Below are 12,707 nucleotides of genomic sequence, written 5' to 3'. Positions count from 1 at the left end.
ACGGCACGCTCACGGACTTCAGGCGAAAATTTGTTGTTCTTGCTCATGGCTCCATTTTCTCAAAGGTTGGAGCCTCCTCAAAACTCGGTGCGATTCATCACCAAGAGCCGCCGCAGCGCCTATGACCATTTCATGCTGCAGTTGCACGACCGCATGAAGGCCGACGCCGGCTACCAGCGCGACGGCATACAGGAAAGCATCGAATTCCCGCCCGGCAGCACCTGGATCTGCTTCTCGGACCAGACCCCGCACGCCGCCATGACCGGCCAGTTCATGCTGGAGCAGACCTACCTGCTGCCGGTCTCGGCCATGGCCCGGCCCGACCTTTCACCCCAGCGCGTGCTGGCGCGGCAGGTCGCCGCGGCGCACTAGCGCCCTTCCCGTGGCCGCGCCCCGCGCGGCCGTTTCAGGCATTTCCCTCGGCCTGCTCGCGCCGCTGCGCGGCCGCGGCGCGTATGCATTCGATCAGCGCCCGCACCGCGTGCGAAGGCACCGCGTCGCTGCGCAGCGTCAGCCCGACCGAGGCCGAGGTGTGCTGCGTGTCGCAGGCCAGCCGGACCAGGCTGCCGGCGCGCAGGTCGTGCTCGACCACTCCCAGCGCGATCATCCAGACCGCGTCGGTGTGGGCCACGTAGGATCGGGCGAAGGCATCGGACAGGGTCTCGATCGCCTCGCGTCCCACGCCCACGCCATGACGGACCATGTACGAGTCGATGGTGTGGCGGATGGCCGTGCCCGGCAGCGGCACCACCATGCCGCAGGCGGCGATCTCCTCGGGCTCCACGCGGCGGGCCCGCGCCAACGGATGCCCCGGCCGCGCGACCACCACCACCGGTTCCTCGTACAAGTGCTCGTATGACAGGCCCAGCATTTCCGAGGGCTCCGCCACACGCCCCAGCACCAGGTCCAGTTCGCCCTGCTTGAGCAGCGCCAGCAGGCCCGCATTCACACCCGTATGCACGCTCAGCCGCACCGACGGCCATTGGCGCTTGAACAGGCTGGCAGCCTGCGGCCCGATGGTGGGGGCGACGGTGGGCAGCGTGCCGATCGCGATCACCGCCGCGTCGTCTCGCACGGCCGACGATACGTGATCCAGGCCCTCGCGCAGCGTACGCAGGCTGCTGCCGGCGTAGCCCAACAGCACGCGGCCCTTGTCCGTCAGCGACGCGCCGCGCTTGCCGCGGACCACGAGCTGCGCCTGCACCACGTCCTCGAGCTCCGCCAGGGTCTTGGAGATGGCCGGCTGCGAGATGCCCAGCGCATCGGCAGCCTTCCCCATTTGCCGGTACGCGGCGATGGCGACCAGGCATTGGAGATGCCGCAGCTTGATGCGGCCCAGTCCCATGGATATGCCGTGTTCCTGCATGCATCCTCTCTCGTCCTGCCAGAATCATAACCAAAAGGAAATCAACTCTTCTTATTTTTCATTTTTCATAACCAAAATAACTAAATACACTGCGGCAAAACATCAGCATCAGGAGCGAGACCATGCCCGTTCTTCGACCGGCCCTGCTGGCCGCCGCCGTCCTTGCCGCGTCTCCGCTGGCGCAGGCCCAGTCCGACTATCCCTCCAAGCCCGTGCGCGTCCTCGTCGGCTCGCCTCCGGGGGCCCCTTCGGACATGGTCGCCCGTGTCCTGGCCGAACGCCTGGGCAGCCGCTTCAAGCAGACCTTCGTCGTGGAAAACCGCGCCGGCGCCAACAACGGCCTGGCCGCGCAACAGGTCGCCAAGGCCGCGCCCGACGGCTACACGCTGCTGGTCACGCCCGACACCGTGGTCACGGTCAATCCCTTCGTCTACAAGAAGATGGACTTCGACCCGCGCACCGATCTCGTGCCGGTCTCGCTGGTGGCCAACTTCAACCAGATGATGGTGTGCGGCGCCGCGCTCAAGCTCACGTCCATGGAGCAACTGATCACGCGCGCCCGGCAGACGCCGATGACCTACGCATCCGGCGGCCAGGGCTCGCCCGGCCATCTCGCGGCCGAACTGGTCCTGAGCAAGGCCGGCGTCGCCATGACCCACGTGCCCTACAAGGGTCCGAGCCCGGCGATGACCGACGTCATGGGCGGCCAGGTCGACTGCGGCTTCCTGGCGACGCCCACGGTCCTGCCCAACGTCCAGGCCGGACGGCTGACCGCGCTGGCGGTGTCCTCGGCCCGGCCCTCGCCCATGGCGCCCACCGTGCCCACCTTGCCGCAGGTCGGCCTGCCCAACATCGACGCTTCGTTCAACCAGTACCTGATGGCGCCCAAGGACACGCCGGCCGCCGTGCTCCAGGCCCTGCAGGAAGCCGTGACGGCCGCGCTGCAGGAAGCGCCCGTGCGCCAGCGCCTGACCTCGCTGGACCTGACGCCGGTGGGCCAGGTGGGCGCGCAGGCCGCAGAAACCCTGAAGCGCGACACGGCCAAGTGGGCCGAGGTGGTCAAACGCATCGATATCAAGGAATAGGCCGCCTGACTACTACACTACGGGGGCAGGCCGCGACGCAGCGGCCGCGCCGACAAGATATCTGCCCCCGGAGACCCCCATGCCCGCATTCACCCGTCTGGCCGCCACCGGCATCGTTGCCACGCTTGCCGCGGCCGTCGCATCGCCCGGCCACGCCCAGGACTATCCCAGCCGTCCCATCCGCGTCATCGTCCCCTACTCGGCCGGCGGCGGCGCGGACAATGCGGCGCGGGTGATCGCGCAGCGGCTGGGCACGGCACTGCACACACAGGTCGTGATCGACAACCGGCCGGGCGCCAGCGGCATGATAGGCGCGCAGGCGGTGGCCCAGGCCACGCCCGACGGCTATACCGTGCTGTACGACGCCTCCACCTACGCGGTGAACCCCGCGCTGCGCAAGATGCCCTTCGATCCGGACAAGGACCTCGTGCCCGTGTCGCTGGCGGTCACCGTGCCCAACATCCTGGTCGTCCACCCCGACGCCCCCTACAAGAGCTTCAAAGAATTCGTGGACTACGCCCGCCAGCATCCGGGCAAGGTCAGCTACGCCTCGTACGGCGCCGGCAGCCCCGCCCACCTCGTGGGCGAGCTGCTGAAGAACCAGGCCGGCATCGACATGCTGCACGTGCCCTACAAGGGCGGCGCTCCGGCCCTGGCCGACGTGATGGGAGGACAGGTGAACGCCTACTTCGCCAACGCCGCGTCGGGCCTGTCCTACGTCCAGTCCGGCCGCCTCAAGGCGCTGGCCGTCACCTCCGCCAAGCGCATGGCCGCGCTGCCCGATACGCCCACCATCGCGGAAAACGGCTTCAAGAACTTCGAAGTGCTGGAATGGAATGGCTTCTTCGTGCCCAAGGGCACGCCGCCGGCAGTGGTCGACCGCCTGGCGAAGGAGGTCAAGGCGGCCGTGTCGGATCCGGATACCCGCGCCAAGCTGAACAAGCTCGGGCTGGACACCGTGGGCGGCACGCCAGCCGAGTTCGCCACGTTCATCCAGGGGGAGACCCGCCGCTGGAAGGAGCTGGCGACGGCGAACAAGATCACGGTGGAGTAAGAGGAGCTTCCCGTGGCTGCGGCGGACAAGCGCCCACTGTCGGGTCATCCCCGCTCCCGCGGGGAACACTAGGCATCAAGCTGATCGAGCGAAATCCCGAGCGCTTGGGCAATGCGGGCCCGGGTCGCCTTGCGCGGCCGGGCATCGGGGCCTTCCATGTTCGCGTAGGTCGGTTGCCGCACCTCAAGACGCGCGGCCATTTCCGCCTGGGTGATCCCAAGGTACTCCCGCCACGCCCGGATCAGGCTCCATCCGTTCTTGACCTGAAGGCTGATCACCTCATGGGGCACCGCCTCCCCCGCGGGGATGCGCGGCTTATTGCCAGTCAGCGCAATGTATTCGTCGTAGGGAAGCACAACGAAGGCTGGCCGGCCGTCGCTAGTGTTGATGATGGTGTGATTCGTGCTCATCGCATTCTCCGCCGGGCTATTGCCCGGATGGGGTTTCAGTACGTCTGGTCGTCGCGCTTCTTCACCTCTTGCACTTCGACGATTCGGATTTCATGATCCGCGTCGAATAGCACTCGATACTTACCGACGCGCAGGCGGTAACCGTACTGGTGCTTCGTGAGGGCTTTCACATTCTGGGCGTTGGGCAAGTCCACCAACGTGGACACGGCATCAACAATCGCTTCGCGGGCCTTCTGCGTACCAACCGTTGCCAGTTGCTTGCGAGCCTTCTTCATCCAGTTGATGGTGTACATCTGTGCCTTATCGAATATAGGTTATTTTATAGGAAAACCTATATAAAATCCATGACTCGGGGATCGCGCAGCAGGTAGCGCACGGGGCTCATGCGTGAGCGCGGAACATGATTCGTCCCCGCTCCCGCGGGGAACACGTGCTCCAGCGCCTGACGATATCGGCATTCGGCGGTTCATCCCCGCTCTCGCGGGGAACACACCAAACATAACCGATTGTTTTCAAAAGAGAAAATCGGACGCCAAAAATCTACCAACTTTTTTCCAGGAAACTCAACTCGTTAAAAAGCCGAAAGAACAGGCTTCAACTCGTCATGTCAACCAGACATTGCAGCTTATTTCTCAGCGGACAGAACCTAGCGGAGCAAGGGCATCGACCTTGTCAGCCACTACCTGGCACGCCGCCACAAGGTCTGTGACGATCCGATCATCGACACTCAAATCTCCTTCATACTCACCGAGATTACGGATGTCGTGACACTTCGAGAGCACTCGCCAGACCGCCGGTCCGAGACCCAATGTGTGGGGTAGCAATTGGAAAACCAGATAGCGATTTGTTGACCGATACCCGTTCCATCGCAGCGCAGCCAGGCAAAGTGCGTGGGCGGCGTTGTAGGCCAGATCGAAACGGCTCTCGATGGACAGGGACGAATTGAGTGCGTCCTTCAGCCTCGCATGACCTGACCTCTTCAAGCCGTCGAATTCCTTGGCGTCCGGCGGCTCCGCCTTGAGCGGCTTGCCTGGGCCGGTCAGGCTCTCAAACGGGGAGGTCATCGGGGCCTCCCAGGATCCAGAGCTTGGGCTGATCCAGCACTCGGGAAAGGAAAGACTCCTGTACGGTCACCCGCTTCAAGAATTCCGCGCGAGTCAAGATAGTGGGGTTCACTGGCCGCCCCAGTGTGTGGCTTGCCTCTTCCAATGCTTCAAAGACATCTCCGTAGCTCACGTCATCGCTCACAAGCATAAGATCAATGTCGCTTCGCGCCGTGTCCATTTTCTTCGCAACAGAACCGTAGACAAACGCCGCGGTGATTCGACGCTCCAGAGGCCGAAGAGCACTGCGCAAAGGTTCTGCCAACCCTATCGTCTTCTGCACGATCGCACACAGTTCCTCAAAAATCGGGGAGTCTGGGTTGGCCTGATAGTGCTTTTGATTGCCAACAGCCTTGACGGTGACCAGGCCGCTCTGAGCCAAGGCCGCCAACTCACGCTGAACCGCGCCGGAGCCACTGGCCACGATTCCCATCACCTCGTTGGCATAGAAACTGCGCCAAGGCTGGCCGAACAGCAATCCCAACACGCGCTGTTTGGTTCGAGGGAATAGGGCATCGGCCAAGTTAGAGTGCATGGTGAAGCAAAACATACCCATATTGGGAATGAATTTACCCAATATGGGTATTTAATTCAAGGTATTTCTACAGGCGAATTGGCTACTGCAAGAATGCACCCTTGGCCAAGATCAGGCATACACCCGAGTAACCTCCCCACTCTCGCGGGGAACACCAACCCTAAGCACTTGTTTTAAAAAGAAAAAACCGTCCTCACAAAATCCACCGTTTTTTCAACGATCCACGCCGCCCAACAGAACAACCGCTGTCATAGCCAAACCATCATACTTAACCCGCCCCGCTTCTATCCAATTCACGCGCGCCGATCGGGACTCGTCCTCCCTTCAAACCCACGCTGGACCGCCAGCCCGCGAAAACCCAGCCCGCCAGATCCAGCAGACGGGCAAGGGTGCAAGCGTTTTTCGAAGGAATTCAGCGTATCCTAGGCAGCTGATTTTTCTTCTTTTGTGTTAGAGCAGCATGGCTAGCCTGTCACGCGATGAACAGATCGCGGCACTGCGCCGGGATGGTCTGGTGGTGGTGCGCAATTTCCTGGATGACGACGCCTGCGCGGCGCTGCTGCAGATCGCGCGCGCGCAGCTCAATGCCCATATCGAGCCCATCGAGTACGAGGCGGACCTGGGTTATCCGGGCGCGCCGACCTCGCGCGAGGCCGAGGGCGGGCGGACGGTGCGGCGGCTGCTGGATGCGTGGTCGCGCGACGAGGCCTATCGGCAGTACGCGACCTGTGCGCCCATCCGCGACTGGATGGCGGCGTACTTCGGCGAACCGGCCAAGCTGTCGCTGGCCCATCACAACTGCGTCATGACCAAGCATCCGCGCTACGGCACGCTCACGGGCTGGCACCGGGACTTCCGCTACTGGTCGTTCCAGCGCGACGACATGGTCTCGATCTGGCTGGCGCTGGGCGACGAGGTGGACCGCAACGGCGCGCTGCACCTGGTGCCGGGATCGCACCGGGAAAGCTTCGATGCCTCGCGCTTCGATGAACGCAAGTTCTTCCGCGACGACCTGCCCGCCAACCGCGCGGTCATCGAGCGCGCCATCGTGCCGGAGCTGCATGCGGGCGATGTGATGTTTTTCCACTGCAATACCCTGCACGCGGCCGACCGCAACGCCACGGACGAGGTGAAGTTCTCGGCGGTGTTCACCTACCACGCCGCCAGCAACCGTCCGCTGCCCGGCACCCGTTCGGCCGCCAAGGGCAGCATCAGCCTGGAAGGCGCATGAACCTAGCGCGCATGCGCGCGCAGTTCCTCGGCCGCCAGCTCATCGGCCAGCGCGCCGGCCTGCAGCAGGAACGGTGACCGGTCGTCCCGGCGGCGGCTTACGATCACCGGCGAGGTGAATCCGGGGCTGTCCAGCGGCACATAGACGATATCTTCGCGCTGCAGGCGCTGCACCGACGCGGGCACCACGGTCACGCCCAGGCCGGCGGCGACCAGTCCGATGGCGGTCTGCAGTTCGTTGGCCTCCTGGACCACGTCCAGCCCATGGCCTGCCGCCCGGAACAGGCCCAGCACGTGATCGGCGTAGCTGGGCCGCGGCCGCGCCGGATACAGGATGAAAGGCTGCGCGGCCAACTCGGCCGCATCCACCCCGCGGCGCGCGCGCCGGGCCAGTGGATGGGCGCGCGCCACCACCGCCACCAGCGGTTCGGCCATCAGTACCTTGCGCTCGATGTCGGGATCGTCGAACAGGATGCGCCCGAACCCGATGTCGATGCGCCCCGCCTTGAGCGCTTCCATCTGCTGCAATGTCGTCAGTTCCGACAGGCCCACCTCGACGTGCCGGTCCGCGCCCCGCAGGCGGCGGATCAGCTCCGGCACGAATCCGTACAGCGTGGACGGCACGAAGCCCACGCCGAACCAGCGCCGTCCCTGCTGGCCCAGGCGCCGGGTGGCCTCGGTGATCTCCTGCAGGCGCGCGGTCAATTGCAGCGAGTGTTCGAGCAGGAAGCGGCCGGCCTCGGTCAATCGCAGCGATCGGCCGGTGCGCTCGAACAGAAGCACTCCCAGTTCGTCTTCCAGCGCGCGTATCTGGCGGCTGAGCGGCGGTTGCGCCATGTGCAGTTTCTCGGCCGCGCGCGTCACGTTCATTTCCTGCGCCACGGCCTGGAAGTAGCGGAGTTGCCTGACGTCCATCGATACCTTCAAGGTATTGAAAACGCCAAATATAGTCTTGGACTCAGGAAAAATCGAATCCCATACTGGCTTCCCGAACCAAACAAACCGGAAAAGTATGGTTTTCCCACGTATCGAGTCGATCGAGGCCATCCTGGTCGACCTGCCCACCATCCGTGCCCATCAGTTGGCGATGACGGTCATGAACGTGCAGACGCTGGTCATCGTGCGCCTGCGCTGCTCCGACGGCGCGGAGGGGCTGGGAGAAGCCACCACCATAGGCGGGCTGAGCTACGGCGAGGAAAGCCCCGAAGGCATCAAGCTCGCCATCGACACCTACCTGGCCCCGGCGCTGCTGGGGCAGGATGCCTCGAACGTGCTGGCCGCCGCTCGGCGCATGAACCGGGTGGCGCGCGGCAACACCTTCGCCAAGTCGGCGCTCGAGACGGCGTTGCTCGACGCGCAGGGCAAGCGGCTGGGCGTACCGGTCTCGAAGCTGCTGGGCGGCGCCGTGCGCGACGCCGTTCCCGTGCTCTGGACACTGGCCAGCGGCGATACCCGGCGCGACATCGAAGAGGCCGAGTCCCTGCTGGCCGCACGGCGGCACGACACTTTCAAGCTGAAGATCGGCCGCCGCTCCGTGGCCGAGGACGTGGCCCACGTGTGCGCCATCAAGCAGGCGCTGGGTACGCGGGCACGCGTGACCGTGGACGTGAACCAGGCCTGGAGCGAGTCGCAGGCGGCCACCGGCATCGCCCGGCTGGAAGCGGCCGGCGTGGATCTGATCGAGCAGCCGCTTCCCCGCGCCCATCGCGCCGGCATGGCCAGGCTGGCCGCGCGTTTCGTCGTGCCCATCATGGCCGACGAGGCCGTCCACAGCCCTGAGGACGCCATGGACCTCGCCCGCCTGGGCGCAGCCGACGTGCTGGCCCTGAAGATCTCCAAGTCGGGCGGCCTCTACGACGTGCTGCGCACCGCCGCCGTCGGCGATGCCGCGGGCATGGCGCTGTACGGCGGCACCATGCTCGAAGGCAGCATAGGCACCGTGGCCGCCGCGCACGCCTTCGCCACCCTGCCCCGTCTTGAATGGGGCACCGAGCTGTTCGGCCCCTTGCTGCTGGTGGACGACGTCGTCCAGCAACGTCCTGCCTATCAGGAATTCTCGATGACGCTGCCCACCGCGCCGGGGCTGGGACTGGCGCTCGATGAAGAAAAACTGACGCGCTACCGCCGCGACCGTTGAAGCGCCCTATCACCAGGAGAGTCACATGTTGTTCCTCGTCCGCATGGATGTACGCCTGCCGCCCTCCATGCCCAAGGAAGAAGCCGATGCGCTGAAGGCCACGGAGAAAGCCTATTCCCAAGGCCTGCAGCGGCAGGGCAAATGGCCGCACCTCTACCGCGTGGTGGGGGAGTACGCCAACTACAGCATTTTCGACGTGGCCGACAACGACGAGCTGCACACCCTGCTGTCGTCGCTGCCGCTGTTTCCCTACATGGAGATCCACGTCACGCCGCTGGCCCGCCACCCCTCGTCCATTCACTGAGCGTCCCGGCGGCCCATCCGCATCTACTATCCATATCGGAGACAACGATGAAACCCCCGCATAAGACGACGTCCGCCCTGGCCCTGGCCGCCCTGTTTGCCCTGCCGCTCGCGGCGGCGGCCGCGGGCGACGGCTACCCGGACCACCCGGTCCGCTGGATCGTTCCCTTCCCGCCGGGCGGCGCCATGGACAACATCGCGCGCACGCTGGGCGAAGCCATGGGCAAGAGCCTGGGCCAGTCCTTCGTGATCGAGAACCGCGCGGGCGCCGGCGGCAACATCGGCGCCACCGCGGTGGCGCGCGCCAGGCCGGACGGCTACACCATCATGATCGTGGCCAACGGCATGGCGGTGAACCCCGCGCTGTATCCCGACATGGCCTACGACCCCGTCAAGGATTTCGCGCCCATTTCGCTGCTGGCCGTCGTGCCCAACGTACTGGTGGTCAATCCCCAGCGCATCCAGGCCAGGACCGTGCCGGAAGTCATCGCGCTCGCCAAGGCGCATCCCGGCAAGTACACCTATGCCTCGGCCGGCGTGGGAACCTCCATCCACCTGGCGGGCGAGCTCTTCGCCAAGATGGCCGGCGTGCAGATGCTGCACGTGCCCTACAAGGGCAGCGGCCCGGCGATCGCCGACATGCTGGGCGGACAGGTCGACTACATGTTCGACAGCATCACCTCGTCCAAGCCGCACATCGATGCCGGCAAGCTCGTCCCCATCGCGGTCACCACCAGCAAGCGTTCGGCCGCGCTGCCCAACGTGCCGACGGTGGCCGAGGCCGGCCTGCCCGGCTATGAACTGACGCCGTGGTTCGCCGCCTTCGCGCCGGCCGGCACGCCGCCCGCCGTGATCGACAAGTTGAACCGCGCCATGCGCGACGCGCTGAAGGCGCCCAAGGTGCAAGGCACGCTGGCCTCGATCGGCGCCGAGCCCATAGGCGGATCGCCCGCCGAACTGCGCGACTATCTCGCCTCGGAAATCAAGAGCGGGCGCGAGCTGATCGAATCGCGCGGAATCAGGATGGAGTGATACGCGAACCCGGGGCTATCTCCGAAGCGCATCCTCGCGCATAATGCGCCGTTCATCGAAGCGGAACTGCGGAGACAGCCCCATGAAAATAGAAACCCTGGCGGTACACGCCGGCTACAGCCCCGAGCCCACGACCCACGCGGTGGCCGTGCCCATCTACCAGACGGTCGCCTACTCCTTCGACAGCGCGCAGCATGGCGCCGACCTGTTCGACCTGAAGGTGCCGGGCAACATCTACACCCGCATCATGAACCCCACCACCGACGTGCTGGAGAAGCGCGTGGCCGCGCTCGAAGGCGGCGTGGGCGCGCTGGCGCTGGCATCGGGCATGGCGGCCATCACCTACGCGATACAGACCATCGCCGAAGCCGGCGACAACATCGTCGCGGCCAGCACACTGTATGGCGGCACCTACAACCTGTTCGCCCATACCTTCCCGCAGCAGGGCCTGGAGACGCGCTTCGCCGACCCGTCCGATCCCGCGTCGTTCGCCCCGCTGATCGATGCGCGGACCAAGGCCATCTTCTGCGAGTCGGTGGGCAACCCGCTGGGCAACGTCACCGACATCGCCGCGCTGGCGGACATCGCGCACGCCCACGGCATCCCCCTGATCGTGGACAACACCGTCCCCAGCCCCTACCTGTGCCGGCCGTTCGAGCACGGCGCCGACATCGTCGTGCACGCGCTGACCAAGTACATGGGTGGCCACGGCAACAGCATGGCCGGCGCCATCGTCGACAGCGGCAAGTTCCCCTGGGCGAAGCACAAGGATCGTTTCCGCCGGCTGAACGAGCCCGACGTTTCGTACCACGGCGTGGTCTACACCGAAGCCCTGGGCGAGGCGGCCTTCATCGGCCGCGCGAGGGTCGTGCCGCTGCGCAACACCGGCGCCGCGCTGTCGCCCTTCAACGCTTTCCTGGTGCTGCAAGGCATCGAGACCCTGCCCCTGCGCATGGACCGCATCTGCGACAACAGCCAGGCCATCGCCCAATACCTGCAGGACCACCCCAAGGTCGGCTGGGTCAACTACGCCGGCCTGTCCGGCCACCCCGACCACCACCTGGCGCAGCGCTACATGGGCGGACGCGCCTCGGGCATCCTGTCGTTCGGCCTGAAGACCGGCGGCCGCGAGGCCGGCGCCCGGGTGCTGGATGCGCTCAAGCTCTTCACGCGACTGGTCAACATCGGCGATGCGCGTTCGTTGGCCACGCATCCCGCGTCCACCACCCACCGCCAGTTGGATGCCGACGAGCTGAAGAAGGCCGGCGTGAGCGAGGACATGCTGCGGCTGTCCATCGGCATCGAGCACCTGGATGACCTGATCGACGACCTGGACCAGGCGCTGGCCGCGGCCTGACCCGGCAACGAGACAGCCGGACGGCTGCCTCCCGCATGGGCTCAGGCAGCCGCCGGCGGCACGAAGCTCTGCCAGTATCCGGGCCGCGAAGCCTGGTCGGCATAGGACGCCAGCCGGTCGGCCGCCACGCCCAGCAGGTCGGCGGCGCGCTTGCCCCGGCCCTGCACGTACTCGTCCAGCTCTCGCACGCTGCGCGCCAGCACCTCGTACCCCCCGGTGAACACCGCCGAGGTCATCTCGGTGGCGCAGGCGCCCGCCAGCAGGAACCGGGCCACGTCGAGGCCGCTGCGCGCGCCGTTGGTGGCCAGCAGGGGGTAGTCCGGCCCCAGCCGCTTGCGGCTCAGCGCCAGCCAGCGTGCCGTCAGCGGCAGCGCCCAGCCGCCGCCCAGCGCGGCCGACGTGCCCAGCACGGGCGCCTCGGTGTCGAGATCGGGCAGGAAGCCCATGAAGCGTCCCATCATCACCACCGCGTCCGCGCCCGCCTGTCTGGCCGCCTCGGCCAGGGCCGCGACGTCCTCGCTCTGCCCGGTCAGCTTGATCCACAGCGGCAGCCGGGTCGCGGCACGCAGCGTGCGGACGATGGTCGTGATGCGTTCGCTGCTGCGTTCCAGCACGATGGCGCCGCGCGCGGCCTCCTCGCCGTGGGGCGCGCCGATGTTCACTTCCAGCACCCGCAGGCCCATCTGCTCGATGGCCCGCGCATAGCGCGCGCACTGGTCGAGATCGCTCAGGATCAGGCTGGGGATGACGTAGGCGCCCTGCGCCGCGGCTTCGCGATCCAGCGCGACCAGTTGCTCCATCCAGGGTTCGAACTCCAGCTGGATCAGGCCCGAGCGGCACAGCAGTTGCGCGTCGGCGGGCGGCGCGAAGTTCCAAGGCAGCCGGCGCCAGTCGCTGCCCAGCAGCGCGTAGTCGGTACGGTCCAGTTGCTGCCTGGCCGCGGCCGATTCATTGACGGACTTGGCGACCACGGCGCCCACGCCCGCCCGCAGGGCGGCGCGGATACCGTCGGCCGTCATGGTGTGTTCCCCCGATCCGCAGATCACGGGGTTCTTCAAGGGCAGCGATCCCACCGCCACTTCGAGTCTGGACATC

Annotated in this window: 14 protein-coding genes and 1 pseudogene; 8 read left to right on the top strand and 7 right to left on the bottom strand. The window is 66.1% G+C overall.

From position 1 onward, the window contains the following. Nucleotides 1–78: 78 nt before the first annotated feature. Nucleotides 79–372 (top strand): annotated as a pseudogene (locus ABD104_RS09745) (Kdo hydroxylase family protein); the annotation flags it as partial. 34 nt (nucleotides 373–406) lie between these two features. Here ABD104_RS09745 and pcaQ read toward each other — a convergent pair. Beyond that, nucleotides 407–1,366 carry a pca operon transcription factor PcaQ gene (gene pcaQ, locus ABD104_RS09740; protein WP_087836814.1) on the bottom strand — a complete coding sequence of 320 codons (960 nt, stop codon included), beginning with the start codon at nucleotides 1,364–1,366 and terminating at the stop codon, nucleotides 407–409. A gap of 122 nt (nucleotides 1,367–1,488) precedes the next feature. On the opposite strand from pcaQ, the gene ABD104_RS09735 reads away from it, so the two are divergent. Both ABD104_RS09735 and ABD104_RS09730 read left to right on the top strand, forming a co-directional pair. Continuing rightward, the gene (locus ABD104_RS09735) at nucleotides 1,489–2,451 is read left to right on the top strand and encodes a Bug family tripartite tricarboxylate transporter substrate binding protein (protein ID WP_338617476.1); all 963 of its coding nucleotides are present in this window, start codon (nucleotides 1,489–1,491) and stop codon (nucleotides 2,449–2,451) included. 79 nt (nucleotides 2,452–2,530) lie between these two features. Further along, nucleotides 2,531–3,505: a Bug family tripartite tricarboxylate transporter substrate binding protein gene (locus ABD104_RS09730; RefSeq protein ID WP_087836812.1), complete on the top strand. Its 975-nt coding sequence runs from the start codon at nucleotides 2,531–2,533 to the stop codon at nucleotides 3,503–3,505. A gap of 68 nt (nucleotides 3,506–3,573) precedes the next feature. On the opposite strand, the gene ABD104_RS09725 is transcribed toward ABD104_RS09730, so the two are convergent. The 4 genes from ABD104_RS09725 to ABD104_RS09710 all read right to left on the bottom strand — a co-directional run bounded on the left by ABD104_RS09725 (nucleotide 3,574) and on the right by ABD104_RS09710 (nucleotide 5,541). Next, a complete protein-coding gene (locus tag ABD104_RS09725) occupies nucleotides 3,574–3,915 on the bottom strand; it encodes a helix-turn-helix domain-containing protein (protein WP_087836811.1) in 342 nt (113 codons plus the stop codon). Nucleotides 3,916–3,950: 35 nt separating this feature from the next. Continuing rightward, complete coding sequence (locus ABD104_RS09720) at nucleotides 3,951–4,208, bottom strand: type II toxin-antitoxin system RelE family toxin (RefSeq protein ID WP_087836810.1); 258 nt, start codon at nucleotides 4,206–4,208, stop codon at nucleotides 3,951–3,953. Between the two features lie 339 nt (nucleotides 4,209–4,547). Then, nucleotides 4,548–4,979, bottom strand: coding sequence for a hypothetical protein (locus ABD104_RS09715; protein ID WP_343927433.1), 432 nt, complete (start codon nucleotides 4,977–4,979; stop codon nucleotides 4,548–4,550). Then, nucleotides 4,963–5,541 (bottom strand): nucleotidyltransferase domain-containing protein, encoded by a 579-nt coding sequence (locus ABD104_RS09710; protein WP_243724383.1) that lies wholly within the window; start codon nucleotides 5,539–5,541, stop codon nucleotides 4,963–4,965. The genes ABD104_RS09715 and ABD104_RS09710 overlap by 17 nt, the downstream gene beginning before the upstream one ends. Before the next feature lie 472 nt (nucleotides 5,542–6,013). On the opposite strand from ABD104_RS09710, the gene ABD104_RS09705 reads away from it, so the two are divergent. Then, nucleotides 6,014–6,784 (top strand): phytanoyl-CoA dioxygenase family protein, encoded by a 771-nt coding sequence (locus tag ABD104_RS09705; RefSeq protein WP_087836799.1) that lies wholly within the window; start codon nucleotides 6,014–6,016, stop codon nucleotides 6,782–6,784. A gap of 2 nt (nucleotides 6,785–6,786) precedes the next feature. Here ABD104_RS09705 and ABD104_RS09700 read toward each other — a convergent pair whose 3' ends face one another. After that, the gene (locus ABD104_RS09700; RefSeq protein ID WP_087836798.1) at nucleotides 6,787–7,698 is read right to left on the bottom strand and encodes a LysR family transcriptional regulator; all 912 of its coding nucleotides are present in this window, start codon (nucleotides 7,696–7,698) and stop codon (nucleotides 6,787–6,789) included. Between the two features lie 97 nt (nucleotides 7,699–7,795). On the opposite strand from ABD104_RS09700, the gene ABD104_RS09695 reads away from it, so the two are divergent. From ABD104_RS09695 to ABD104_RS09680, 4 genes are all read left to right on the top strand, one after another. Beyond that, nucleotides 7,796–8,920 (top strand): muconate/chloromuconate family cycloisomerase, encoded by a 1,125-nt coding sequence (locus tag ABD104_RS09695; RefSeq protein ID WP_087836797.1) that lies wholly within the window; start codon nucleotides 7,796–7,798, stop codon nucleotides 8,918–8,920. Nucleotides 8,921–8,945: 25 nt separating this feature from the next. Beyond that, nucleotides 8,946–9,224 (top strand): muconolactone Delta-isomerase, encoded by a 279-nt coding sequence (gene catC, locus ABD104_RS09690; RefSeq protein WP_087836796.1) that lies wholly within the window; start codon nucleotides 8,946–8,948, stop codon nucleotides 9,222–9,224. A gap of 47 nt (nucleotides 9,225–9,271) precedes the next feature. Then, nucleotides 9,272–10,255, top strand: coding sequence for a tripartite tricarboxylate transporter substrate binding protein (locus ABD104_RS09685; RefSeq protein ID WP_343927432.1), 984 nt, complete (start codon nucleotides 9,272–9,274; stop codon nucleotides 10,253–10,255). Between the two features lie 82 nt (nucleotides 10,256–10,337). Beyond that, nucleotides 10,338–11,612, top strand: coding sequence for an O-acetylhomoserine aminocarboxypropyltransferase/cysteine synthase family protein (locus ABD104_RS09680; protein WP_087836794.1), 1,275 nt, complete (start codon nucleotides 10,338–10,340; stop codon nucleotides 11,610–11,612). Nucleotides 11,613–11,653: 41 nt separating this feature from the next. Here ABD104_RS09680 and ABD104_RS09675 read toward each other — a convergent pair whose 3' ends face one another. Next, nucleotides 11,654–12,706: a beta/alpha barrel domain-containing protein gene (locus ABD104_RS09675; RefSeq protein WP_132979091.1), complete on the bottom strand. Its 1,053-nt coding sequence runs from the start codon at nucleotides 12,704–12,706 to the stop codon at nucleotides 11,654–11,656. Nucleotide 12,707 lies beyond the last annotated feature (1 nt).

Origin of the sequence: Pigmentiphaga daeguensis, assembly GCF_039523035.1 — a bacterium.
GTDB lineage: Bacteria > Pseudomonadota > Gammaproteobacteria > Burkholderiales > Burkholderiaceae_B > Pigmentiphaga > Pigmentiphaga daeguensis.
Note: the sequence above shows the minus strand (reverse complement) of the source record. Positions and strands in the feature narration are given on the sequence as shown.